21 protein-coding genes are annotated in these 24034 nt (G+C 66.4%); 19 read left to right on the top strand and 2 right to left on the bottom strand.

From position 1 onward, the window contains the following. Nucleotides 1-209: 209 nt before the first annotated feature. The 12 genes from H582_RS27660 to H582_RS0114095 all read left to right on the top strand — a co-directional run bounded on the left by H582_RS27660 (nt 210) and on the right by H582_RS0114095 (nt 12654). A complete protein-coding gene (locus tag H582_RS27660) occupies nt 210-1493 on the top strand; it encodes an ArnT family glycosyltransferase (RefSeq protein WP_084137291.1) in 1284 nt (427 codons plus the stop codon). Continuing rightward, on the top strand, nt 1490-2239 hold the full coding sequence (locus H582_RS0114045) for a glycosyltransferase family 2 protein (RefSeq protein ID WP_028599018.1): 750 nt from the start codon (nt 1490-1492) through the stop codon (nt 2237-2239). The genes H582_RS27660 and H582_RS0114045 overlap by 4 nt, the downstream gene beginning before the upstream one ends. Then, complete coding sequence (locus H582_RS0114050) at nt 2229-2609, top strand: DUF2304 domain-containing protein (RefSeq protein WP_028599019.1); 381 nt, start codon at nt 2229-2231, stop codon at nt 2607-2609. Before H582_RS0114045 ends, H582_RS0114050 begins: the two co-directional genes overlap by 11 nt. Continuing rightward, complete coding sequence (locus tag H582_RS0114055) at nt 2609-2953, top strand: EamA family transporter (protein WP_028599020.1); 345 nt, start codon at nt 2609-2611, stop codon at nt 2951-2953. Before H582_RS0114050 ends, H582_RS0114055 begins: the two co-directional genes overlap by 1 nt. A 246-nt stretch (nt 2954-3199) precedes the next feature. After that, the gene (argC, locus tag H582_RS0114060; protein WP_028599021.1) at nt 3200-4249 is read left to right on the top strand and encodes an N-acetyl-gamma-glutamyl-phosphate reductase; all 1050 of its coding nucleotides are present in this window, start codon (nt 3200-3202) and stop codon (nt 4247-4249) included. Between the two features lie 39 nt (nt 4250-4288). Next, nucleotides 4289-5551 (top strand): bifunctional ornithine acetyltransferase/N-acetylglutamate synthase, encoded by a 1263-nt coding sequence (argJ, locus tag H582_RS0114065; protein WP_084137292.1) that lies wholly within the window; start codon nt 4289-4291, stop codon nt 5549-5551. Nucleotides 5552-5583: 32 nt separating this feature from the next. Further along, nucleotides 5584-6369: an acetylglutamate kinase gene (argB, locus tag H582_RS0114070; RefSeq protein WP_028599023.1), complete on the top strand. Its 786-nt coding sequence runs from the start codon at nt 5584-5586 to the stop codon at nt 6367-6369. A gap of 82 nt (nt 6370-6451) precedes the next feature. Next, a complete protein-coding gene (locus H582_RS0114075; RefSeq protein ID WP_028599024.1) occupies nt 6452-7636 on the top strand; it encodes an acetylornithine transaminase in 1185 nt (394 codons plus the stop codon). Nucleotides 7637-7675: 39 nt separating this feature from the next. Next, on the top strand, nt 7676-8656 hold the full coding sequence (argF, locus tag H582_RS0114080; RefSeq protein ID WP_052333254.1) for an ornithine carbamoyltransferase: 981 nt from the start codon (nt 7676-7678) through the stop codon (nt 8654-8656). Nucleotides 8657-8694: 38 nt separating this feature from the next. Next, on the top strand, nt 8695-9933 hold the full coding sequence (locus tag H582_RS0114085; protein WP_028599026.1) for an argininosuccinate synthase: 1239 nt from the start codon (nt 8695-8697) through the stop codon (nt 9931-9933). Between the two features lie 105 nt (nt 9934-10038). Then, nucleotides 10039-11454, top strand: coding sequence for an argininosuccinate lyase (gene argH / locus H582_RS0114090; protein WP_028599027.1), 1416 nt, complete (start codon nt 10039-10041; stop codon nt 11452-11454). Between the two features lie 537 nt (nt 11455-11991). After that, nucleotides 11992-12654 (top strand): TraX family protein, encoded by a 663-nt coding sequence (locus H582_RS0114095; protein ID WP_028599028.1) that lies wholly within the window; start codon nt 11992-11994, stop codon nt 12652-12654. 122 nt (nt 12655-12776) lie between these two features. Here the strand turns inward: H582_RS0114095 and H582_RS0114100 are convergent, their stop codons facing one another. Continuing rightward, nucleotides 12777-15218, bottom strand: coding sequence for an EAL domain-containing protein (locus tag H582_RS0114100; RefSeq protein WP_028599029.1), 2442 nt, complete (start codon nt 15216-15218; stop codon nt 12777-12779). Nucleotides 15219-15420: 202 nt separating this feature from the next. Here H582_RS0114100 and H582_RS31975 point away from each other — a divergent pair, with 202 nt between their 5' ends. After that, complete coding sequence (locus tag H582_RS31975; protein WP_153784414.1) at nt 15421-15573, top strand: hypothetical protein; 153 nt, start codon at nt 15421-15423, stop codon at nt 15571-15573. Between the two features lie 92 nt (nt 15574-15665). On the opposite strand, the gene H582_RS27665 is transcribed toward H582_RS31975, so the two are convergent. After that, nucleotides 15666-17489, bottom strand: coding sequence for a VanW family protein (locus tag H582_RS27665; protein WP_052333255.1), 1824 nt, complete (start codon nt 17487-17489; stop codon nt 15666-15668). A gap of 114 nt (nt 17490-17603) precedes the next feature. Here H582_RS27665 and H582_RS0114115 point away from each other — a divergent pair, with 114 nt between their 5' ends. The 6 genes from H582_RS0114115 (at nt 17604) to H582_RS0114140 (ending at nt 23960) form a co-directional block, all read left to right on the top strand. Further along, nucleotides 17604-18419 carry a response regulator transcription factor gene (locus tag H582_RS0114115; protein WP_028599030.1) on the top strand — a complete coding sequence of 272 codons (816 nt, stop codon included), beginning with the start codon at nt 17604-17606 and terminating at the stop codon, nt 18417-18419. A 1-nt stretch (nt 18420) separates the two neighbouring features. Then, entirely contained in the window at nt 18421-19542 is a 1122-nt protein-coding gene (locus H582_RS0114120; protein WP_028599031.1) for a sensor histidine kinase, read from the top strand. A gap of 580 nt (nt 19543-20122) precedes the next feature. Further along, nucleotides 20123-21061: an ABC transporter ATP-binding protein gene (locus H582_RS0114125; RefSeq protein ID WP_028599032.1), complete on the top strand. Its 939-nt coding sequence runs from the start codon at nt 20123-20125 to the stop codon at nt 21059-21061. A 13-nt stretch (nt 21062-21074) separates the two neighbouring features. Continuing rightward, nucleotides 21075-22208, top strand: a complete 1134-nt coding sequence (locus H582_RS0114130; RefSeq protein ID WP_084137294.1) for an ABC transporter permease — start codon at nt 21075-21077, stop codon at nt 22206-22208. 1 nt (nt 22209) lies between these two features. Further along, nucleotides 22210-23358: an ABC transporter permease gene (locus H582_RS0114135; RefSeq protein ID WP_052333256.1), complete on the top strand. Its 1149-nt coding sequence runs from the start codon at nt 22210-22212 to the stop codon at nt 23356-23358. Nucleotides 23359-23546: 188 nt separating this feature from the next. Next, entirely contained in the window at nt 23547-23960 is a 414-nt protein-coding gene (locus H582_RS0114140) for a DoxX family protein (RefSeq protein ID WP_028599035.1), read from the top strand. Nucleotides 23961-24034 lie beyond the last annotated feature (74 nt).

Genomic DNA, 24034 nt, shown 5'->3' on the forward strand with positions numbered 1-24034 from the left:
TTTCCAGGCCCAGCGCCGTCCGATCGTGGAAGGGCTCCTGCCGGAGCCCCTATCCGATCCGGACGGCTTTTTGCGTTCCGCCTTTTGTCCTCCGGGTTTTAAGAAAGACATAAGAACTTTCAACCCGATTCCTTAAGCAGCTCGAGCGACAATGAGGGAAAGCCGCAGCGCCGGAGCGCTGCGGAGAGCGGAAAGGAGCGCAAGGGCGAATGAAGAGGTCTTCAAGCGGAATTCAGGGGGAAGCAGGGACAAGGAAGGCGCTGCATGCGCTGCTGCTGGCGCTGGCGATCGGACTTGGCGCATGGCTGCGGGTGGACTTTCTCGTATCGGTCAGCCACCACGTCACGCATGATACGAAGAACTACGACATCATGGTCCGGCAGCTGCTGGAGCAGGGCGTCTACGGGTATAAAAGCATCGAGCCGAACGCGCAGGTGACGCCGGGCTACCCGCTGTTCATGGCGGCGATGTACGAGCTGGCCGGCTACGAGACGCGGGATCCGTATCCGCTCATCCGCTTCGTGCAGGCAGGCATCGCTACGGCGATGCTGGGGCTCGTCTATGCGCTTGGCCGGCTCGTCGCCGGACGCTGGACCGCGCTCGCGGCGGCGCTCATGGCGGCGGTTTATCCGCCGTTCGTCTGGGCGTCCGGAGGCGTGCTGACGGAAACGCTGGCCGCCTTTCTGCTGATGGCCTACGTCTGCCTGCAGCTGCTGGCGTTGCGCCGGGGCGGCCGCTGGCTGCATCTGCTGGCCGGAGCCGTGCTCGGCCTGACCGTGCTGACGCGGGCCGAGTTCCTGCCGCTGATCGCGCTCGCCTATGCGGCGCAGTGGCTATGGACGCGCGATTGGCGCGCGACGGCGCGGCAGCTTGCCCTCGGCGCCTGCGGCCTGGCGATCATGCTGTCGCCGTGGGTCGTCCGCAACGCGGTCACGCTCGGCGAGCTGATCGTGACGTCGACGCAGCAGAATCCTTTCGCCGCGGGAACGTATCCGGACAAGAACTATGCCGACGGCCTCGTGGACCGAGCCGGCAAGTCGCAGCTCGAGGTCGCGCGGGAACGGCTGCGCGTCGGCTTCACGGAGCATACGGGCGAGTTCGTCCGCTGGTACACGATCGGCAAGCTGGACTACACCTACAGCCGGATGTTCTACGGAGCCGGCCATGAGCCTCATTATCCGGTTCTGCCGGTGCCTTGGGAGCTGCGCAACGCCTATCACCGGCTAATCGTCGGAGCGGGCGTGGCCGCGCTTGTCGCCATGCTCCGCCGCTGGCGGCATCCGGCGCTGCTGCCGGCGGCGATCGTGCTCGCCATGTCGGCGCTGCGGCTGCTGTTCGTGCCGGAGTACCGCTACAATTTCACCGTCATGCCGCTGTTCATCGTGCTCGACGCGGCCGCGGCCGGACTTGCATGGAGCTGGTGGAAAGGACGGAGAGCGGCGCGCGAGCCGCGCCCGGACCGCTCCAAGCTGAAGGAGGTGCAGGAAGGATGAGCCTAGCCCAGCCATCGCACCGGCGGGACGTGCTGGCGATCGTGCCGGCCTACAACGAGGCGGCGTCGATCCGCAGCACGATCCGGAGCATCCGCGAGCATGCGCCGTTCGCCGACATCGTCGTCGTGAACGACGGCTCGACGGACCCTACCGCGCGCCTGGCACGCTCCTGCGGCGTGCCGGTGCTCGACTTGAGCTGCAATCTCGGCATCGGCGGCGCGGTGCAGGCGGGATACCGCTTCGCGGTCGAGCAAGGGTACGGCTGCGCGGTGCAGATCGATGCGGACGGCCAGCATGATCCGCGCGAGCTCGGCCGGATGCTGGAGGCGATGCAGCGGCATGAGGCGGACATGGTCGTCGGCTCGCGCTTTTTGAAAAAGCAGGGCTTCCAGTCGTCGTTCGCCCGCAAGCGGGGCATCAAGCTGCTGGCCGCGCTCGTCTCGGCGCTCACCGGCCGGCGCGTGACCGATCCGACATCGGGCTACCGGCTGTGCAGCCGCAAGGCCGCCGAGCTGTTCGCCGCCGACTATCCGACGGACTACCCCGAGGTGGAGGCGATCATCCAGCTCGACAACCACCGCGGCCGCTTCATCGAGCTGCCGGTCGTCATGCGCGAGCGGCAGGGCGGCGTATCGAGCATCTCGCCCGGCAAGGCCGGGTATTACATGGCCAAGGTCGTGCTGGCCGTGCTGATCGCCAAGACGAAAAAGAAGCGCAAGGAGTGGAGCTTCGGCTATGAAAGCTGAATTTTATGTCGTGAGCCTCGCGCTCAGCCTGGCGTTTTTCTTCTGGATCCTGCATCTGGTCCGCAGCCGGCGGCTGCGGGAGCAGTACGCGCTGCTCTGGCTGCTGCTCGCGGCCGGCATGACGGCGCTGTCGCTCGCGCCGGAGGTGCTGGACCGCCTCGCCCTGCTGCTCGGCGTCGCCTATGCGCCGTCGCTGCTCTCCTTCATCGGCCTGCTGAGCGTGCTGGCGCTGCTGCTGCGGCAGACGCTCGCCGTCTCGGAGCTGTCGCTCAAGCTCGTGCGGCTGACCCAGTCGGAGGCGCTGCAGCAGGAGCGGCTGAGGCGTCTGGAGCAGCGGGTGGAGGCGATGCCGCAGGAGGCGCGCTCCTGATGGCCTACGCGCTGCTGCTCGGCAACATCTTATGCCTCGTCGCCGGCCAGATGGCATGGAAGCTCGGCCTTGATCGCCTCGGAGGCCTCGGCTTCGGCAATTGGCTGCAGGCGATGCTCTCGCCGCTCATCCTGGCCGGAATCGGCCTTTACGGCATCGCCACGGTGCTTTGGCTGGCCGTGCTGTCGCGGCTGCCGCTGAGCGCCGCCTATCCGCTGCAAAGCCTGGCCTACGCGCTGGGCCTCGTGCTCGCGTGGCAGCTGTTCGGCGAGGCGATTCCCTTGAACCGCTGGATCGGCTGCGCGGTCATCGCGGCGGGCGCGCTCATCGTCAGCTGGAAGTGAACTGACGCAACGCAAGGACGAAGCGGAGCCCGGCGCTCGGGCTTCGTCTTTTTGCCGTTGTCCGCTTCGGCTCGATTCCTTTCTGCTGCCGCTCGGCATGGAAGGGAAATCCAGACGGGAGGGCGAATATCCCAACGGCAAGGCGGATTTTGACTGTTGTATTATTATTAATATAAACGTATAATGATACGGAAATCGAATCGGGCGGAAGCGATGGATGCCGCAGCGGGATGGGAGAGGTCAGCGATGGAGAACAAGACAAGAGCAGCGATCGTAGGATCGACGGGCTACGGCGGGGTCGAGCTGATCCGCCTGCTGCACGGCCATCCGCACGCGGAGGTGACGAGCGTCATCTCCTCGTCCAGCGCGGGCGAGCCGATCGCCGCGGGATACCCGCATCTGAGCGGGATCCGCACGGAGCTGCTGGACGATGTCGATCCGGCGGCGATCCGGGCCAAGGCGGACGTCGTCTTCCTGGCGACGCCGGCCGGCGTCGCCTCGAAGCTCGTGCCGCAGCTACTGGAGCAGGGGCTCAAGGTCATCGACCTGTCGGGCGACTTCCGGCTGCCGCAGCCGGATGTGTACGAGCAGTGGTACGGCAAGCCCGCCGCCGATCCGGCCTATCTGGAGCAAGCGGCGTTCGGCTTGTGCGAGATTTACGGCGACCGCGTCAAAGGAGCGCCGTTCATCTCCAATCCGGGCTGCTATCCGACGGCGACGCTGCTCGGCCTCGTGCCGGCGATCAAGGCCGGCTGGATCGATCCGGACTCGATCATCGTCGACGCCAAGAGCGGCGTCTCCGGAGCCGGCCGCGGCGCGAGCCTCGGCACGCATTATTCGGAGCTGAACGAGAACTTCAAGGCGTACAAGATCAACAAGCATCAGCATGTCCCGGAAATCGAGATGGTGCTGTCCGACGCGGCCGGCCGCGACGTCGTGACGACGTTCACGACGCATCTCGTGCCGATGACGCGCGGCATCATGGCGACGATGTACGCCAAGCTGACCGAGGAGCGCTCGGAGGCCGACTTCATCCAGCTGTACGAGGAGTTCTACGCGGGCCGTCCGTTCGTGCGCATCCGCCCGGCGGGCCAGTGGCCGGCGACCAAGGAGGTCAGCGGCTCCAACTATTGCGACATAGGCTTCGCCGTCGACCGCCGCACCGGACGGATCACGTTCGTGTCCGTCATCGACAATCTCGTCAAGGGCGCGGCCGGACAGGCGATCCAGAACTTGAACCTGATGATGGGCTGGGACGAGGACGCGGGCCTGCGGCTCGTGCCCATGTACCCTTAATAGACGACGCGTCAGCGCCAGAAGGAGACAAGCGCAGCGATGGCACACGAACATGCAGCAGCTCAAGCAACAGCGGCAACGGCCGCATTCACGGTCGTGGAGGACGGCTCCGTGACGACGCCGGCGGGCTTCCGCGCGGGAGGCCTGCATTGCGGCCTCAAAAAGACCGACCGCCACGATCTGGGCGCGATCCTCTGCGAGGTGCCCGCGGCGGCGGCGGCCGTCTATACGACGAATAAGGTGCAGGCCGCGCCGCTCAAGGCGACGCGCGAGAGCCTGGCGGCCGGCGGCCGCCTGCGGGCGATGCTCGTCAACAGCGGCAACGCCAACGCCTGCACCGGCAAGCAGGGCGAGGCCGACGCGTACGAGATGCGCGCCGCCTTCGCGGAAGCGGCGGGAGTGCCGCAGGAGCAGGTGGCCGTCGCCTCGACCGGCGTCATCGGCGAGCTGCTCAAGATGGACCGCGTCCGCTCCGGCATCGCGCAGCTGCCCGCCCGGCTGAAGGCCGGCGCGGAGGGCGCGGACGACTTTTGCCAGGCGATCCTGACGACCGATCTCGTGAAGAAGTCGGTCTGCGTCTCGCTGCAGGCCGGCGGACGGACCGTGCATGTGGCGGGAGCGGCCAAAGGCTCCGGCATGATCCACCCGAACATGGCGACGATGCTCGGCTTCGTCACGACCGACGCGCCCGTAGGCAGCGAGGCGCTGCAGGCGCTGCTGCGGCAGGCGACGGACCGCACGTTCAACATGATCACCGTCGACGGCGACACGAGCACGAACGACATGCTCGTCGCGATGGCGAGCGGCCTGGCGGGCGGCGACGAGCTGACGCCGGCGCATCCTGATTGGGAGGCGTTCGCCTCGGCGCTGACCTACGTCTGCGAGATTCTCGCCAAGGCGATCGCCCGCGACGGCGAAGGCGCGACGAAGCTGATCGAGGTGCGCGTCAGCGGCGCCGAGAGCGACGCTTCGGCGGCCGCGATCGCCAAGACGATCGTCGGCTCCTCGCTCGTCAAATCCGCCGTCTTCGGCACCGACGCCAACTGGGGCCGGATCATCGCGGCGGCCGGGCGCGCGGGCGAGCCGCTCGATCCGGATACGGTCGACATCGCGCTCGGCCCGATCCTGACGCTGCGGGACTCGCAGCCGGTCGCGTTCGACGAGGACGCGGCGCTGGCCTATCTCAAGGGCGACACGGTCGAGATCATCGTCGACCTCAAGCTCGGCGGCGGCCAGGCGACCGCCTGGGGCTGCGACCTGACGTACGACTATGTGCGCATCAACGCGGCGTACCGGACGTGACCCGGACCTACGGAAGGAGCGACAGCGGAGGCATGGAACAGCGGTTTGTGATGAAATGCGGAGGCAGCACGCTCGCGGCGCTGCCTGCCGCCTTTTTCGAGGACCTGCGGCGGCTGCAGGAGAGCGGCGTGAAGCCGGTCATCGTGCACGGCGGCGGGCCGGCCATCTCCGGCACGCTGGAGAAGCTCGGCATCGAGACGGAGTTCGTCGGCGGCCTGCGCCGCACGACGGAGGAGGTGCTCGACGTCGTCGAGATGGTGCTGTCGGGCACGATCAACAAGGAGATCGTGCGGCGCATCCAGGGAGCCGGAGCGCGGGCGCTCGGCCTCTCGGGCGTAGACGGCAAGCTCATCCAGGCGCGGCCGGTGGCGAACGCGGACGAGATCGGACATGTCGGCGAGGTGACGGAGGTGAACGCCTCCGTCATCGAGGGCGTCATGGCGATGGGCTACATTCCCGTCCTCGCCCCGGTCGGCATCGACGACGCCGGCCAGCGCTACAACATCAACGCCGATACGGCGGCCGGAGCGGTCGCCTCAAAGCTCGGCGTCGAGCGTATGATCGTCGTCACCGACGTGCCGGGCATCCTGCGCGCGGTAGACGGCGAGAAGCGCGTGCTGCCGCGCGTGACGGCGGCCGAGATCGACGAGATGATCGCGAGCGGCGAGATCTACGGCGGCATGATTCCCAAGGTCAAGGCGGCGCTCGCCTGCCTGCACGGCAACGTGCGCGAGGTGGCGATCGTCAGCGGCACGGAGCCGGATGTGCTGAGCCGCGCCGTGCTTGAAGGCGGCGTCGGCACGGTCATCGAGGCTTGACGCGGCCCGCGCGCGGCGCGGCGCTGCCTATGGCCTGCTCACGCAGGCCGATCATTTTCAATCGGAGAGGCAGGAGAAGGACATGAGCGGAGAAGCGTTATTCCCCACCTATGCGAGATACCCGCTGGCGCTCGTCAAGGGCGAGGGCAGCTGGCTGTGGGACGATCAAGGCAACAAGTACCTCGACTTCATGAGCGGTCTGGCGGTCACGAACCTCGGCCATGCGCCGCAGGCGATCAAGGAAGCGCTGATCCGGCAGCTGGACGAGGTGTGGCATGTGTCCAACCTGTTCCGCATCCCGGTCCAGGAGGAAGCGGCCGAGCTGCTCGTGCAGCATACCTGCGCGGACGCCGTCTTCTTCTGCAACTCCGGCGCGGAAGCCAACGAGGGCGCGATCAAGCTCGCCCGCCGCTACTTCCAGAAGGTCAAGGGCGAGCATCGCTACGAGGTCATCACGTTCACGCAGTCGTTCCACGGACGCACGCTGGCGACGCTGACGGCGACCGGGCAGGACAAGGTCAAGGAAGGCTTCCTGCCGCTGCCGGAAGGCTTCGTCACCGTGCCGATGCACGATCTGGACGCGGTCCAGGCGGCGATCAGTGACCGCACCGCGGCGGTCATGCTGGAGCTCGTGCAGGCCGAGGGCGGCGTGCTGCCGGTCAAGCCGGAGTTCGTGCACGATCTCGCCAAGCTATGCCGCGACGCCGGCATCCTGCTCATCCTCGACGAGGTGCAGACCGGCATGGGACGCACGGGCAAGCTGTTCGCGCATGAGCATTACGGCGTCCAGCCGGACATCTTCACGGCGGCCAAAGGACTCGGCAGCGGCTTCCCGGTCGGCGCCGTGCTCGCCAAGGAGTTCCTGCGCGAGGCGTTCTCGCCGGGCTCGCATGCGACGACGTTCGGCGGCACGCCGATCGCCTCGGCGGTCGTCAAGGCGACCGTGCAGGAGATCGCCGGCAACCGCGCGTTCGACCGCGCCGCCGGCGCGGCCAGCTACCTGACGGGCCAACTGCGCGAGAAGCTCGCCGGCAACCCGTGGGTCAAGCAGATCCGCGGCCTCGGCCTGCTGATCGGCATCGAATGCGCCGGACCGGTGGCGGACGTCATCGCCACGATGCGCGAGCGCGGCCTGCTCGTCGTGCCGGCGGGGCCGAATGTCGTGCGCCTGCTGCCGAATCTGCTCGTCAGCCATGCCGAGATCGACCAGGCGGTCGGCATCATCGCCGCCGTCCTCAAGGAAAAGACCGTAACGGCCCCGCAGTAGGGCCTGATATTCTCATAGAAAAGCAGGTGTGAACCCACGATGAGCGTACCGCAATCCTCCCTCCTGACGGGAACGGCCGCCGAGGAGCTGGCCTCCAGCCTCAAAGGGCGCGACTTCCTCGCGCTCGCCGACTACACGCCGCAGGAGCTCCGCTACCTGATCGACCTGGCGATCGAGCTCAAGCGCCGCCAGAAGAGCGGCGAGACGTTCCATCCGCTGAAGGGCAAGACGCTCGGCATGATTTTCGAGAAGGCGTCCACCCGCACGCGCGTCAGCTTCGAGGTCGGCATGTACCAGCTCGGCGGCCATGCGCTGTTCCTGAGCGGCAACGACCTGCAGATCGGGCGCGGCGAGCCGGTGTCCGATACGGCGCAGGTGCTGTCCCGCTACCTCGACGGCATCATGATCCGCACGTTCGCCCACCGCACCGTCATCGAGCTGGCGCGCAACTCCACGATCCCGGTCATCAACGGTCTGACCGACTCCGAGCATCCGTGCCAGGTGATGGCCGACTACCAGACGGCGCTGGAGCACAAGGGCCGGCTCGAGGGGCTCAAGGTCGCCTACATCGGCGACGGCAACAACATGGCGCACTCACTGCTCATGGGCGCGGCCAAGCTGGGCCTGCATATGAGCGTGGCGACGCCGGAGGGCTACGAGCCGGATGCGGACATCGTGGCGCAGACGCGCAAGGTCGCTGCCGACACAGGCTCGTTCATCCATGTCTGCCGCGATCCGCGCGAGGCGATCGAGCAGGCGGACATCGTCTATACCGACGTGTGGGCGAGCATGGGCTTCGAGGCCGAGCAGGCGGAGCGCGAAAAGGCGTTCGCGGCCTATCAGGTCAACGAGGAGCTGACGAAGTTCGCGAAGCCGGACTATCTGTTCATGCACTGCCTGCCGGCGCATCGCGGCGAGGAAGTGAGCGAGGGCGTCATCGACGGCAAGCACTCGATCGTGTTCGACGAGGCGGAGAACCGCCTGCACGCGCAGAAAGCGATTCTGGCCGCGCTAATGTAGTCCTATTTTTCAGATGAGGAAGGAAGAGAGCAGCGCTCATGTCCAAGCAAAAAATCGTGCTCGCCTACTCGGGCGGCCTGGATACATCCGTCATTCTCAAGTGGCTCAAGGAAACGTATGACGCCGAGATCATCGCCTTCACCGCCGACATCGGCCAGAAGGAGGAGCTCGACGGCCTCGAGGAGAAAGCGCTGGCGACCGGCGCCTCCAAGGTGTACATCGACGACCTCCGCGACGAGTTCGCCAAGGACTTCATCTACCCGATGTTCCAGTCGGGCGCCCTCTACGAGGGCCAGTACCTGCTCGGCACGTCGATCGCGCGTCCGCTTATCGCCAAGCGCATGGTCGACATCGCCCGCGCCGAGGGCGCGACCGCGATCGCGCACGGCGCGACCGGCAAAGGCAACGACCAGGTCCGCTTCGAGCTGACGGCCGCCGCGCTGGCGCCGGACATCCAGGTCATCGCGCCATGGCGCAGCGAGGAGTTCCGCGCCGAGTTCCCCGGCCGCGCCGAGATGATCGCCTACGCCGAGAAGCACGGCATCCCGGTGCAGGCGTCCGCGTCCAAGCCGTACTCGATGGACCGCAACCTGCTGCATATCAGCTTTGAGAGCGGCATGCTCGAGGATCCGTGGTTCGACCCGAGCTCCGAGGAGAACGAGGGCATGTACGTGCTCAGCGTCTCGCCGGAGCGCGCGCCGGATCGGGCCGAGTACGTCGAGCTGACGTTCGAGCAGGGCGACTGCGTCGCCGTCAACGGCGAGACGCTGAGCCCGCTTGCGGTGATGGAGAAGCTCAACGAGCTCGGCGGCAAGCACGGCATCGGCCGCGTCGACATGGTCGAGAACCGCTTCGTCGGCATGAAGAGCCGCGGCGTGTACGAGACGCCGGGCGGCACGATCCTGTTCACGGCTCATCGCAAGATGGAGTCGCTGACGATGGACCGCGACGTCATGCATCTGCGCGACTCGCTCATCGCCAAATACGCGACGCTCGTGTACAACGGCTTCTGGTTCGCGCCGGAGCGGCTCGCGCTGCAGGCGCTCGTGGCCGAGAGCCAGAAAAACGTCAGCGGCGTCGTGCGGCTCAAGCTGTACAAGGGCAACGTCATCGGCGCCGGCGTGAAAAGTCCGGTCAGCCTGTACAATCCCGACATCGCGACGATGGAGGCCGATCCTTCGCAGGCTTACGACCAGGGCGACGCGACCGGCTTCATCCGCCTGAACGCGCTGCGCCTGAAGGTATCCTCCGGCGTCGAGCAGAGCCGCAAAGGATAGGACGGCAGCCAAGGAAAACGAAGGCAGGTCAAACAAGATGGGCTTGCGGGACGCTGCGGCGTCCGCAGGCCCGTTGCCATGCAGAAGGGGAGGCGGGGAACGACCATGAGCAAGCTGTGGGGCGGAAGATTCACCAAGCAGACGGACAAGCTGGTCGAGGAATATACGGCGTCGATCACGTTCGACAAGGAGCTGGCGGAGGAGGACGTGCGCGGCAGCCTGGCGCATGTGGCGATGCTCGGCAAGCAGGGCATCCTGCCGGCGGAGGATGTCCAGGCGATCGAGGGCGGGCTGAAGCGCGTGCTCGACCGCATCCGCGCGGGCGAGCTGGACTACAGCGTGTCCGACGAGGACATCCACATGAACATAGAAAAGGCGCTGATCGAGGACATCGGCCCGGTCGGCGGCAAGCTCCATACGGGACGCAGCCGCAACGACCAGGTCGCGACCGACATGCATCTGTACCTGCGCACGCGCGTCGTCGAGTTCGTCGGCCTGCTGCGCGCCCTGCAGGAGGCGCTCGTCGGCCAGGCGCGGGAGAACCTCGACACGATCGTGCCGGGCTACACCCATCTGCAGCGCGCGCAGCCGATCCTGTTCGCCCATCATCTGATGGCGTACGTCAGCATGTTCGGCCGCGACATCGAGCGGCTGCAGGACAGCTACAAGCGCATCGACACGCTGCCGCTCGGGGCGGGCGCGCTCGCCGGCACGACGTTCCCGATCGACCGCCATTTCGTGGCGGAGCAGCTCGGCTTCGGCCGCGTGTACGAGAACAGCCTCGACGCGGTAAGCGACCGCGACTTCATTCTGGAGTTCCTGTCGCATGCCTCGATCATCATGATGCATCTGTCGCGCCTGTCCGAGGAGCTGATCCTCTGGTCGAGCACGGAGTTCCGCTTCGTGGAGCTGGACGACGCGTTCTGCACGGGCAGCAGCATCATGCCGCAGAAAAAGAATCCGGACGTGCCGGAGCTCGTGCGCGGCAAGACCGGCCGCGTGTACGGCAATCTGGTCGGCCTGCTGACCGTGCTCAAGTCGCTGCCGCTGGCGTACAACAAGGACATGCAGGAGGACAAGGAGGGCATGTTCGACACCGTGAAGACGCTGTCGGGCGCGCTGCGCCTGTTCGCGCCGATGATCGCCACGATGAAGGTGAACAAGGGCCAGATGCGCGAGGCGGTCAACAAGGACTTCTCGAACGCGACCGACATCGCCGACTTCCTCGTCGGCAAGGGTCTGCCGTTCCGCCAGGCGCATGAGGTGATCGGCAAGACGGTGCTGTACTGCATCGAGAACGGCAAGTTCCTGCTGGACCTGTCGATCGAGGAGTTCCGGCAGTTCTCGGAGCTGTTCGACGAGTCCATCTACGACGTGCTGCAGCCGGAGACGGTCGTCAACGCGCGCGACGTGTACGGCGGCACCGCCCGTCCGCAGGTGGAGGCCGCCATCGGCCGCGCCGAGGCGGCGCTGGCGGAGACGGCCGGCTGGGTGGAGCGCTTCGAGGCGCTGCAGGGGTAAGCCGGGAGCATCCCGGCACCGGATCGCCGGAGGTCAAGAGCGAGCGGATGCGGAGAGCGGCCGTTGCCTTGCAGTAGAATTCAAAAAGAGCAGACAAGACGAGGCCGACCCTGATTCGGCTTCGTCTTGTTTGCTTTTGAACGGGTGGGCGCAATCGCTCCTTCGAGCTAACGACGGCTGAAACGCTTAGGCGACGTTTTTGGACATGGCTAAAAATCTAACGACGGGTCAGATTCTTACAGCAGCAGAATGGCCTCTTTCCCGCCGCTTGCCCTCCTTTTCGCAGCCGTAAGCGTACCACGCATCGTTAGATTTTCTTGCCCCCCGTTTTCGGCCTTCTAACGCGCTGATCCGTCGATAGCTCCGGGCGGGGCGGTTGGAGCCAAGTTGAGGCGAGACGACTTGGAGCGAAACTGCGGGAGTGGATGGCCTCTCTCGTGGTCAAGCCTGCAGCTTGGTCGCACAGCACGATCAAAGGCAGGCGTGGACTCGCCTTCCTATTTTGTCGTAGACTAAGCGAAAAAGGAGGTGACGCCCATGCAGCTGCTGGCTATCGTGACGATGCTGATCGACCATGTCGGGCTGATCTTCTTCCCGGACTCGCCGGGCTGGCGGATCGTCGGGCGGATCGCTTTCCCGATCTACGCCTATTTCATTACGGTCGGATACCGGATGACGTCGTCGCGGCCGAAGTACCTGCTGCGCCTGGCGATGCTTGCGGTGATCGCCCAGGTGCCGTACATGCTCGCGTTCGATACGACGCATTACAACGTCATCTTCACGCTGCTCGCCTCGGCGCTCGTGCTGCTGGCGATCGACGGGCTGCTCGCCTCCGGCCTGCCGCGGGCCGTCCGCTGGCTGGCCATCGTGCCGCTGACGCTCGCCGCCGCGCTGTTCATGACGGAGCTGCCGTTCGACTACAACGCCTACGGCCTGCTGCTCATCCTGATCTACCGCTACTCGGACAAAGGGCGCACGGTGCTGCTGCATCTGCTGCTCAACGCCCTCTACTATGTGCTGAGCGGCCCGGATTGGGGCATCCAGATGTTCAGCCTCGTGCCGACGCTGCTGCTCGTCTACGGCGCGGAGCTGCGCGCCGAGCTGAACCGGGTCCGCGTCCCGCGCTGGCTGTGGCGGGCGTTCTACCCGGCCCATCTGGCCGCGCTCGCGGCGGCGGAGTTTTTCCTGCGCTCGCGCTGAGCGGTGGCCGCGCGGCCAGCGCGGCTCGACGAGACGCAAAAAAGAAGCTTCCCAAAGCCGATGGCGACGGGGAAGCTTCTTTATTTGCAAGGAAATGCTGCGGCAATGCTTGTCCCTGTCCTTCAGGCGATCTGCTCGCCGAGCAGCTCCGAGATGCGGGCGGGAGGAACGGGCTTGCTGAAGTAATAGCCCTGGGCCTCGTGGCAATGGCGCAGCAGCAGGTATTGCAGCTGCTCGCCGGTCTCGACGCCCTCGGCGATGACCTTGAGGCCAAGGTTGTGCGCCATGTTGATGATCGTATGCACGAGCGCCTCGTCCTTGCTGTCCTGCATCAGGTTGCGCGTGAAGCTCTGGTCGATCTTGAGGCTGTCGATCGGGAACAGCTTCAGGTAGCTGAGCGAGGAGTAGCCGGTGCCGAAATCGTCGATCGACAGGAAGATGCCCATCTCCTTGAGCTTGTGCATGATGGAGATGGCATGCGCGGAGTTCTGCACGATGCTCTCGGTCAGCTCCAGCTCCAGGTACTTCGGCTCGAGCCCGGTTTCCTTGAGCGCGCGGCTGACGACCTCGGCGAAGCCGCTCTGCTGGAACTGGCGCGAGGAGATGTTGACCGCGATGCGCAGCGGCGGCAGTCCTTCGTCCTGCCACTCTTTGTTCTGGCGGCACGCCTCGCGCAGCACCCATTCGCCGATCGGGATGATGAGGCCGGTCTCCTCCGCCAGCGGAATGAACTCCGCGGGGGAGATGAGGCCAAGCTTCGGATGCTGCCAGCGGATGAGCGCCTCGACGCCGACGACGGCGCCGGCCTTGATGTCCACCTGCGGCTGGTAGTGCACGGTGAACTCGTTTTTCTGGATCCCTTTGCGCAGGCCGATCTCCAGGTTCATGCGGCGGCTGACGACCTCGTTCATCTCCGGCGTGTAGAACTGGAAGTTGTTCTTGCCCTGCTCCTTGACGCGGTACATGGCGGTGTCGGCGTTCTTGATGAGCGTGTCGCGGTTGTTGCCGTCCGCCGGGTAGAGGCTGAGGCCGATCGACGGCGTCACGTACATCTCCTGGTTGCCGACGAGGATCGCCTGGCTGAACGTCATCAGAATCCGCTGCGCCTTGCGCGTCATGTCCTCGTACGAGGTGCCCGGCAGCAGGACGATGAACTCGTCGCCGCCTTGGCGGGAGACGGTATCCTGCCGATCCACGCATTCGCGCAGCCGGATCGACACCTCCACGAGCAGCAGGTCGCCCATCGTGTGGCCGAGCGTATCGTTGATGTACTTGAAGCGGTCGAGATCGAGGAACATGATGCCGATCATCAGGCCGGACTCGTCCGCCTGATCGAGCGCCTCCTTGAGGCGGTCGTTGAGCAGATGGCGGTTGGGCAGCCCGGTCAGCGGATCGAGGTAGACCATCTGGTTGATCTTGTGCTCGGCTTTTTTGCGCTCGGTGATGTCGCGGATGATGCTGCTGAGAAAAGGCTGCCCTTCCTCCTCCCAGACGGCGAGCGACAGCTCGATCGGGAACTCGGTGCCGTCCTTGCGCAGACCGTACAGCTCCAGCGTGCGTCCAGCGCCGGGGACATCGTCCGGCTGCAGCGCCAGATAAGGGCGCAGCCCGTCGGCATGAGCCTGCTTGAAGCGGTCCGGGATCGTCATTTCGAGCGGGCGCCCGATCGCTTCCTTCTCGGTGTAGCCGAACATGAGCTGCGCGCCGCGGTTCCAGGACTGGATGATCGTGCGGCTGTCGGCCAGGATGATGGCGTCGCTCGCCGATTCGATGACGGAACGGAACTTGCGCTCGGACTCCAGCGACTGCGACTCGAAGCGGCGGTTCACGTACGTGCTCGTGAACACCATGGCGAGAATGATGAGCATGCCGATGCCGATCGCGTAGGCCAGCAGGCTGTTGTTCAGCGAGGACATGTCCGAGGAGACCGGGTTGCCGCCGTGGTCGTGGAACGACGCGGCCGCCATCCCGGTGTAGTGCATCGACGCGACGGCGACCCCCATGACGACCGCGGCGAGCGTCTTGCGGCGCCAGAGGTTTGGCTGATCGGCTTGCTTTTTGACGGAGTACATCAGATAGAGGGCCGTCAGCGAGGCGATGAAGGCGATCGCGGCCGACAAGCCCCACAGCAGCGGATCGTAGCGGACGGTGGCGCTCATCTGCATCGCCTCCATGCCGACGTAGTGCATTGAGACGATGCCGGCCGCCATGAACAGCGCGCTCAGCAGCGCGCGGGACAGGCGCATCGTGGGCTGGCTGATCAGGCGCAGCGCGAGGAAGCTGGCCAGCAGCGCCGGGACGATCGAGACGAGCACGATCATCGGATTGTACGTGACCGGAGTGGACAGATGCAGCGCGAGCATGGCGATGAAATGCATCGACCAGATGCCCATGCCCATCGAGATCGCGCCGCAAGCGGTCCAGACGTTGCGGGCTCTGCCTCTCGACTTGTTGATATGGATGCCGAGATCGAGCGTCGCGTAGGACGCCAGAATCGGGATCGCGACGGAAAGGATGACCAGAATGATATTGTAAGAGCTGTCGAGCGAATGGTGATGATTCATGGGATTATTCTCCTTCAGTTGCTTCTCTTTATCTATAACGGCAAAAGAACTAGGTCTTTTTACCTTAAAGAGACTCTTTCCATGTTTCGGCGGGCATGGACGGGCCGCTCCCCTTGGAATCCGGCATGGGACCAAGACGCGGGCTTGAAGCGGCGAGGGCAGGCGGGGGGCTGCTCGACGGACGGGCGGAGGGCAGCGGCGCATGGCCGGCGAGCCGGACGGGGGAGGGAGAGGCGAGGGAGATGGGGTGGACCGCAGGGACGGCGGGGGGAACCGGGAGCAGATGCAGGGCATGACCGGCTACATGGGGGAAAACTGGGCTCCGTTCAGCAGGAACATGTTTATCGGCATGTAATCCAGGCGATGGCTGAGGTTCGGTCACGCCGGTCCTCAAGCAGCGGGCTTCGCTCCCGAACGGGGCTCGAACGCGAGTCGTTCGGGAGGCCGCTAGCCGACGAGCTTCTCCGTCAGCCCGGGCAAAAGGACCTCGGGCTGCAGCACGCGCAGGCCATCCTCGAGCAAATCGCTTGGGCTGCCCTCCATGCCGCCCTCCGGGGCGGCCAGCGCGCCGCGGTCTCCCGCCGGAGCCGGAGTCGGCGCCGCGCTTCCGCCGGGCGTCGGCGCGCCGCCGGCCGGACCGGCTTCGCGGGCGCCTTCCGGTCCGGCCTCGGGGCCGGGCGCAGGGGCCGGGGCCGCGGCAGGTCCTTCGAGGATGACGGACGGCTGCGGCTTGTACGTGTCGCGGGACAGGCGGACGCGCGACACTTCCTTGCCGTCTACATATTTGATCCGGTACGTCTCGACGATGTAGCCGGTCCGGCCTTTTTTCTGCACGATCTGCTGTCCCGGCGCCAGCCCTCCGCTGCGGCGCAGCTGCACGGGGGCGGGCAGCGTGCGCACCGTCTTGGACGCGACGGAGTAGCGCACCTCGCGCGGCATCGTGCCGAACAGCTTGATCGTCAGCTGCCCGCCGCCGGAGGTGGCGCGGATGACGAGATGCTTGCCGGTCGTATTGCGGAAGCGGAAGTTGATGACGCCTTCGGCGAACGTCGCGTCCTGGCCCTTGGGCAGGTAGGAGACGGGCACGGAGTGGTTGCGCCGCTCGACGATCTCCAGGCCGGCGCGCAGCGCGGCGTTGTACAGCGTGCTCGACACCTGGCAGATGCCGCCGCCGATGCCGCGCGTGAACTGTCCGTTGAGGATGACGGGGGCCTCGCGGTAGCCGGTCTCGCGCTCCGTGATGCGGATGATCTCGCCGTAGTCGAACACCTCTCCCGGCTTCATCTCCCAGCCGTCGAGCGTGCGCGCCGTCTCCGAGACGTTGAACGCCCGCCCCTGCGAGCTGGTCCGATAATCGGTCGAAAACGAAGCGATCCGCCGCTCGACGCCCTCCGCCTTCAGCGACTCGACCGTCTTGGCCGGCGCGACCGAGCGGAGCAGCAGCGGCGTCTCGCGGGAGGCTTCGCGGCCGAGCTCCCGCAGCAGCGCCGGCCCGTCCAGGCCGCGCAGCCGCGCGCCGGAGCGGGCCGGGGCGGGCTCGGCGGAGGCCCAGCGCAGCAGCTCCGCATGCTGGCGGTCCAGATCGAGATGCATGACGCTGCGCCCGGGCGTATAGACGACCTGGTCGTAGGAGGTGATCGTCCGCACGGCGTCCACCGGCTTGCGCTCGTCATAAAAGCCCCATTCCGAGCGGATCGCCGCGTCGAACGCCTGCCGATCGTCCAGCAGCCGCACGGGCAGCTGCCGCTTCCAGCGCCAGCGGTACTTGGCCCGCTCCCAGGCCGAGCCGGTGCCGAGCCGTTTCAGCGCGGCCTCCGCGCCGCTCGCATCGAGCCGCAAGCCGAGCTCGGCGAGCGTCCAGCCGCGGCTGCGCTCGGCGCCGCTCTCGCCCGGCGGAGCGCCGTCTGCGGCCTGCGCCGGAGCGCCCCCGTCGCCGGAGCTTGCCGTCCCTGGCGACGGTGCTCGGCTGCTCGCTCCGTCCGCTGCGCCGCCGCTGCCGGCCGCGTCCGCGGCGGCAGGCTTGTCCGCGCCGAAAGAGGCGGACGGGGTTCCGTCCGCCAGCGTCACGACGCGGCTGTCGAGCGCCTGCCGGTACGTCTGCAGCAGCTGCAGCGCTTCGGCGCGGTGCAAGCCTCCAAGCGGCAGGCCGGCGGCTTCCGTGCCGGCGGGCACCTTGTCCTTGGAGCCGTAGATCCAGAGCATCCCCCAGATGGCGGTGGCCGCCAGCGTCAAGGCGAGCACGACGATGAGCAGCAGATGAAGCCTTTTCACAGGACCATCCTCCCTCCGACAAGCTGTCTCCTAGATCTATGCCGGGAGGCGGACGATTATATCCGGCAGATGGGCATTCATGGTAAACTATCCGCTGAAAGGGGCGGAACGAACGTGACCATCAAGGTGCTCATCGCCGACGACAATTCATTCATCCGGGAAGGCATGCGGATCATCCTCTCCTCGTTCGGAGACTTCGAGGTCGTGGCCGCCGTCGAGGACGGCCTGCAGGCGGTCGATTACTGCAAGGAGCATCCGGTGGACGTGGCGCTGCTCGACATCCGCATGCCCGGCATGAGCGGCACCGAGGCGGCCCGGCTGCTCACGGAGGGCACCTCGGTCAAGCCGCTCATGCTCACGACGTTCGACGACGACGCGTCGGTCGTGGAGGCGGTGCGCTGCGGGGCCAAGGGCTATCTGCTCAAAAACAACGATCCCGAGCAGATCGCCGCCGCGATCCGCAGCGTGCACGGCGGCCATAGCGTGCTGCAGGAAGCGGTGCTCGACAAGCTGCGCTCCTTCGCTGCCGGCCTCGGAGCGCCGGCTGACGGCCGATCCGCGCTGCCTGCAGAGGGGGAAAAGCCCGCCCCTGGCGGGCGAAGCAAGAGCGCGGAAGGGGCCGGCCCCGCGGCCGCGCCGTCCGCTTCGCCGCCGGCGCGCGCTCGGGGCGTGGCGCCGTCCGATGCGGCCCCGCCCGGTGCATCGCCCGCTGCGGAGGCGGCTCCGCCGATCGACCGCAGCCGCTTCACCGAGCGCGAGCTCGAGGTGATGGCGGGCATTGCCCGCGGCCTTTCCAACAAGGAGATCTCGCGCGAGCTGTTCCTGTCCGAGGGGACGACCGCGAACTACATCACCTCCATCCTGAACAAGACCGCTCTGGAGCATCGCACGCAGATCGCGATCTATTATCTGACCGGGAAGCTGCGCTGACATGAGCCGCCTCTGGACGATCGGCAACAAGCTGCTGCTGCTGCTCTACCTGGTCTACACGCTGTACTTCGGGCAGCAGGAGGAGCCGTCGGGCTTGCTGCTGCTGTCCTTCCTGCTGTACGCGGCGCTGAACCTATGCGTGCATCTGCTGCGGCAGCCGCGCCTGCAGCAGGCCGCCATCGCGGCGGTCATCCTCTTCCTGCTGGCCGTCTCCTGGCTGGAGGCGCCGCCGTTTCTGCTGCTGCTGCCGCTGAGCGCGTACGAGCTCGCCTCGTTCCGCGCCAGGCGGACGGCGCCGCTGCTGGCCGCCTCGCTGCTGCCGCTGGCGGCGCTCGGCGGCGGACTGGGCGCCGCCTATGCGCTCGTCTGGAGCCTGTCCTGGTTCAACTATGCGACGCTCAGCCGGCTCCATCGACGGTCGCTCCGTCAGGAGGACGAGCTCGATCGGCTGCGCGGCGAGCTGCGCCGCTTGTCCGCCCGCATCGGCGAAGGGCAGGAGCTGCAGCGGATCGCGGAATACGCGGGCCAGCTTGAGGAGCGGAGCCGGATCGCCCAGGAGATCCACGACGGCGTCGGCCACGCGATGACCGGGGCGCTCATCCAGATGGAGGCGGCGAAGCGGCTGCTGGGGGAAGACCCGCAGCGGGCGGGCGGCCTGCTGCAGAACGCGATCGGCATCTCCAAGGGAGCGATCGAGGACATCCGGCGGACGCTCCACCGGATGAAGCCGCCGCCCGAGCAGCTCGGCATGAGCCGGCTGCGCGAAGCGGTCGATGCGTTCCGCGCCTCGAGCGGCATGCAGGCGAGCGTGACGCATGCGGGCGATCTGGAGCGGATCGGGGCGCTGCATTGGCGGATCGTCCAGGGCAACGTGACCGAGGCGCTCACCAATGCCGCCCGCTACAGCGGCGCGTCGGCCGTCCATGTCGAGGTGCGCGTGCTCGGGCGCTACGTCCAGGCGGTCGTGTCCGACAACGGCCGCGGCCAGGCGCGCATCGTCAAGGGGCTCGGCATCGCCGGCATGGAGGAGCGCGCCGCGAGCGCCGGCGGCACCGTCGTCGCCGACGGCAGCGACGGCTTCCGCGTGACGACGCTGCTGCCTTGCCCGGAAGCGCAGCGCTGAGCGGGAGCGCCCGCGCGGAACCGCCGCATGGAGCGGCAAGCGGCGCTTGCGCCGTCTGCGAAGGTCCCGCGCACGCCGGCCGGCCGGGCTTTCCGCGCAACTCCGCCGCTAGAGCGCCTATTCTCGAGCCGAGTTGCTCGGTTTTTCCGCGCAACTCCGCCGCCAGAGCGCCTGTTCGAGCCGAGTTACGCGGTTTTTCCGAGCAACTCCGCCGCTAGAGCGCCTATTCGAGCCGAGTTACGCGGTTTTTCCGCGCAACTCCGCCGCCAGAGCGCCTATTCGAGCCGAGCTGCTCGGTTTTTCCGCGCAACTCCCCCGCCAGAGCGCCTGTTCGAGCCGAGCTGCTCGGTTTTTCCGCGCAACTCCGCGGCGCGCGGCGGCGGTGAAGCGCCTCTTTTATGTCTGACCTTCAAACGCTCTAGAAGGGTTAGAAGTCGCACAATGCCGACGCCCTGCGCCAGCTTCCTCCGCTCATGAACTTTCTCATACGCAAAGGGTGAACTTATGCACTGACATGAGGTCGCCCTTTTTCGTTAGGATAGGATCAACAAGAACGCGCAAGACGAAAGGAATGGGGAGCATGAACGTACTGGAGCTGCGCCAGCTGACCAAAAAATTCGGAGACTTCATCGCCGTGGACGGCATGACGCTGGACGTGAAGGAGGGCGAGATCTTCGGCTTCCTCGGCTCGAACGGAGCGGGCAAGAGCACGACGATCAACATGGTCGCCTCGCTGCTCGTGCCGACGAGCGGCGAGATCCGCATCCTCGGCCAGAATGTCCGCAAGCAGACCCGCCAGGCGAAGCTGAACCTCGGCATCGTGCCGCAGGACCTCGCCATCTACGGCGAGCTGAGCGCCTTCGAGAACGTCGCCTTTTTCGCCGGCCTGTACGGCCTGCGGGGCGCCGAGCTGAAGGCCCGCGCCGAGGAGGCGCTCGAATTCGTCGGGCTCTCGGACCGTGCCGGAGCCAAGCCGGACGGCTTCTCCGGGGGCATGAAGCGCCGCCTCAACATCGCCTGCGCGATCGCGCACAAGCCGCGCCTCATCATCATGGATGAGCCGACCGTCGGCATCGATCCGCAGTCGCGCAACTACATCCTCGGATCGGTGCGGCAGCTCAACGAGTCCGGCTGCACCGTCATCTACACGAGCCACTACATGGAGGAGGTCGAGGAGATCTGCAGCCGCGTGGCGATCGTCGACCACGGCAAGATCATCGCCGACGGTACGAAGGAGCAGCTCAAGGCGATCATCACCGACATCAAGGAGCTGTCGATCGAGCTGAAGCCCGGCTCGCCGTACCGGCTGCAGGAGCTGCAGCAGGTGCCGGGCGTGCGCGCGGTGACGGAAAAGGAAGGCGCGCTGCGCGTGCAGAGCGATGCCTCGGTCGACAATTTGAACCGCATCCTCAAGGCGCTGATGGAAGGCGGAGCGGAAATCCGCTCGCTTCAGGAGCTCGAGCCGAATCTCGAGACGGTATTCCTGACGCTGACCGGCCGCAGCCTGCGGGATCGCTGAGGAGGCTGGACCGATGACCCCTATGCTGCGCATCGCGCTCAAAGAAATCCGGACCGACTTCCGCGATCGGAAGACGTTTTTCCTGCTGCTCGGCTTCCCGCTGCTGCTCATCCTCATTCTCGGCACGGCGCTGTCCGGCTCCTTCGACTCGGAAAGCGGCGCCGTCCTCAAGCCGCAGGTGCTCGTCCAGGACGCCAGCGGCGGCGACAAGCCGCTTGCCGAGGCGTTCGCCGCGTTCCGCCGCCAGGCCGAGACGAATGGCGTCGTCTTCACCGACGCCTCGGGCACAGCCGACGGCACCGCCGAAGTCGAAGCGGGCCGCTACGACAGCTTCGTGCGGCTGACTCCCTCCGGCATGGAGGTGCACGGCAGCACCCGCCATCCGATCGAGAGCAACATCGCGCAAGGCATGCTGCAGGCGTTCGCCGACCGCTACAACGCGTCGGCGGCGATCGGCGCGCAGCGGCCCCAGGCGCTGCAGAGCGCTTTCTCCGCCTCCGAATCGGCCGGCGGTTATGTGCAGGAGCGCTCGATCGACGAGAACCGCAAGCCCGGCTCGATGGACTACTACGCGCTGGCCATGACCGTGGCGGTCGCGCTGTGGGGAGCCCTGTCCTCCGTGCGCCTCGTCGCCGGCGAGAGAGCGCAGGGCACCGCGGCCAGGCTGATGGCGGCTCCGGTGCGCAAGAGCGACATCTTCGCCGGCAAGGTGCTGGGCAACGTCGTCGTGAACAGCGTCTGCATCCTGGCGGTCGTGCTCCTCAGCAAGTGGGCGTTCGGCGCCTACTGGGGCGACAACCTGCCGCTGGCGCTGGCGCTGCTGCTGACCGTCGTGCTGCTGGCGACGAGCCTCGGGCTGTTCTTCAGCTATTTGCTGCAAGGCAAATCGGCAGGCGGAGTCGTCATGCTGCTCGTGCAGCTGGCCGCCTTTTTCGGAGGCGCGTACTTCCCGGTCTCAACGAAGGCCGCGGACGCCAGCCTTCTCAACCTATGGTCGCCGGTCTACTGGGCCAACTCCTCGCTGTCGCGGCTCGTCTATGAGGGTCAGATCGCGCCCGCTCTGCAGACGATGGCGCTCAACCTGGGGCTGGCGCTGCTGCTGCTCGCCGCATCGGCCTGGCATATGAACAAAAAGGAGGAATTGTAGCATGATCAAGGACTTGGCTTGGCTGTTCGGCTTCATGCTGCGCGGCACGTTCCGCAAGCGGAGCAGCTGGATGCTCTATCTGGGCCTCCCGGTCGTCGGCGTGCTGACCTCCGTGCTGCTCTACTCCGGCACGCAGTCGCCGCCGCTGCGGGTCGCGATCGTGAACGAGGACGGAGCGGCGCGCATCGCCGCCGATACGGCCGCCTATGTCGGCGGCCTGCGCGAGGTGCAGGTCCAGGAGCTCGGCCGCGAGGAAGCGAAAAAAGAAATCGCCTCCGGCAGCCTGGACGTGGCGCTCCTGCTGGAGCCTGGCTTTTCGGCCGCCGCCGCCGCGGGCCATCCGCAGGGAATCGCCCTGGAATCGGTCAAGGGAGCGTCGGTGACGGCTTACGTCAAAAGCATGCTGGACGCCTACCTGTCGAATGTCGCGGCGATCAGCCGGGCGGCGGACGGAGACGGCGCGGCGTTCGAGGCGATGTACGCCGCTTATCGCGACGGCGCGTTCAAGCTGACGGCGGAGTCCGCCCGCGATACGTCGGTCGCCCGGTCGATGAGCGCGCAGGCGATCGGCTTCCTCATCCTGTTCATGCTCATGTCGGCCGTGAATCTGTCCGAGATGCTGCTCAAGAGCCGCGAAAACCGCACCTACCTGCGCATCCTGTCCTCGCCGGTGCCGGCCGGCACGTACGTGCTCGCCAATACGCTCGTCAATCTGTCGGTGATGGCCGTGCAGATCGCGCTGGCGCTCGGCGTGATGCGCTTCGGCTTCGGCATCGACGCCGGCATGCCGCTCGCCGAGCTCGGAGCCCTGCTGCTGCTGTTCGGCCTCGTCTCGGTCAGCCTGTCGCTCGCGATCGTCGCCTTCTCCCGCAGCTCGGCGATGGCGAGCGCGCTCTCGAACTTCATCATCACCCCGAGCTGCCTGCTGGCGGGCTGCTTCTTCCCGGCGAGCATCATGCCGGAGACGATCCGCCGCATCGGCGACTTCATGCCGCAGCGCTGGGTGCTGACGTCGATCGACGCCCTGCAGAGCGGCCAATACGCCGACATTCCGCTCCACATCGCGGTGCTGCTCGCCTTCGCGCTGGTGTTTTTCCTGGCGGCGGCGTTCAAGCTCGGGAGGAGCGACGATACGCGCAGCTTCGTGTAACAGACCCGCATCGAACCCAAGCCCTCTTTCCGAGGCGCTTGGGTTTTGTTCTTTTCAGCGAAAAAAAGAGCTCCTGGCATTGACGCGACACCATAAGGTGTCGTATTCTAAATGGGCCACCAAATGGTGTCGTATCGACCGGCATGGCGGACGGGGCAGGAAACCGAACCGATGAGGAGGAAATAAAGATGAGCATGCAGACCGGCACGGCAGCGAGCTTGAACGCAAGTCCGCGATCCCGAGGGAAAGCGGCCGCTTATTGGACCGTCACGCTGTTTTTCGCGGCGGCGATGCTGCTGAGCGGACTTGGCCAGCTGATGCGGCTGGAAGGGAACATCGAGCTGGTGCGGAATCTGGGATACCCGCTTTACCTCATGACCATCCTAGGAATCTGGAAGGCGCTAGGGGTCGTCGCGATCGTCGTTCCCGGCTTTCCCCGGCTGAAGGAATGGGCCTACGCCGGCTTCTTCTTCCTCATGACGGGAGCGGCATGGTCCCATGCGCTCGACCACGAGTACGGGTTTCCGGTTTTCCTTCCGCTGGCTTACGCCGCTCTCGCCGCCGCTTCCTGGGCGCTGCGTCCGCATAGCCGCAAGCTTTGAGCTTCAGGAGCGCCGCGGGCGCTCGCCCGCCGGGCTCGTGAGCAGGTCTGAGCCGGTCCATGCACAACAGGTAA

Source organism: Paenibacillus pasadenensis DSM 19293 (assembly GCF_000422485.1).
Lineage (GTDB): Bacteria > Bacillota > Bacilli > Paenibacillales > Paenibacillaceae > Paenibacillus_O > Paenibacillus_O pasadenensis.

Bases quoted from the DNA above. Each gene is read 5' to 3' on its own strand.
- H582_RS31975 (WP_153784414.1), top strand. From the start codon at position 15,421: ATGGCCGGCGAGCCGGACGGGGGAGGGAGAGGCGAGGGAGATGGGGTG.
- H582_RS0114085 (WP_028599026.1), top strand. From the start codon at position 8,695: ATGTCCAAGCAAAAAATCGTGCTCGCCTACTCGGGCGGCCTGGATACA.
- H582_RS0114125 (WP_028599032.1), top strand. From the start codon at position 20,123: ATGAACGTACTGGAGCTGCGCCAGCTGACCAAAAAATTCGGAGACTTC.
- H582_RS0114095 (WP_028599028.1), top strand. From the start codon at position 11,992: ATGCAGCTGCTGGCTATCGTGACGATGCTGATCGACCATGTCGGGCTG.
- H582_RS0114140 (WP_028599035.1), top strand. From the start codon at position 23,547: ATGAGCATGCAGACCGGCACGGCAGCGAGCTTGAACGCAAGTCCGCGA.
- argH (WP_028599027.1), top strand. From the start codon at position 10,039: ATGAGCAAGCTGTGGGGCGGAAGATTCACCAAGCAGACGGACAAGCTG.
- argF (WP_052333254.1), top strand. From the start codon at position 7,676: ATGAGCGTACCGCAATCCTCCCTCCTGACGGGAACGGCCGCCGAGGAG.
- H582_RS0114045 (WP_028599018.1), top strand. From the start codon at position 1,490: ATGAGCCTAGCCCAGCCATCGCACCGGCGGGACGTGCTGGCGATCGTG.
- H582_RS0114100 (WP_028599029.1), bottom strand. From the start codon at position 15,218: ATGAATCATCACCATTCGCTCGACAGCTCTTACAATATCATTCTGGTC.
- H582_RS0114135 (WP_052333256.1), top strand. From the start codon at position 22,210: ATGATCAAGGACTTGGCTTGGCTGTTCGGCTTCATGCTGCGCGGCACG.
- H582_RS0114050 (WP_028599019.1), top strand. From the start codon at position 2,229: ATGAAAGCTGAATTTTATGTCGTGAGCCTCGCGCTCAGCCTGGCGTTT.
- H582_RS0114075 (WP_028599024.1), top strand. From the start codon at position 6,452: ATGAGCGGAGAAGCGTTATTCCCCACCTATGCGAGATACCCGCTGGCG.
- argC (WP_028599021.1), top strand. From the start codon at position 3,200: ATGGAGAACAAGACAAGAGCAGCGATCGTAGGATCGACGGGCTACGGC.
- H582_RS0114120 (WP_028599031.1), top strand. From the start codon at position 18,421: ATGAGCCGCCTCTGGACGATCGGCAACAAGCTGCTGCTGCTGCTCTAC.
- argB (WP_028599023.1), top strand. From the start codon at position 5,584: ATGGAACAGCGGTTTGTGATGAAATGCGGAGGCAGCACGCTCGCGGCG.
- H582_RS0114130 (WP_084137294.1), top strand. From the start codon at position 21,075: ATGACCCCTATGCTGCGCATCGCGCTCAAAGAAATCCGGACCGACTTC.
- H582_RS0114055 (WP_028599020.1), top strand. From the start codon at position 2,609: ATGGCCTACGCGCTGCTGCTCGGCAACATCTTATGCCTCGTCGCCGGC.
- argJ (WP_084137292.1), top strand. From the start codon at position 4,289: ATGGCACACGAACATGCAGCAGCTCAAGCAACAGCGGCAACGGCCGCA.
- H582_RS27660 (WP_084137291.1), top strand. From the start codon at position 210: ATGAAGAGGTCTTCAAGCGGAATTCAGGGGGAAGCAGGGACAAGGAAG.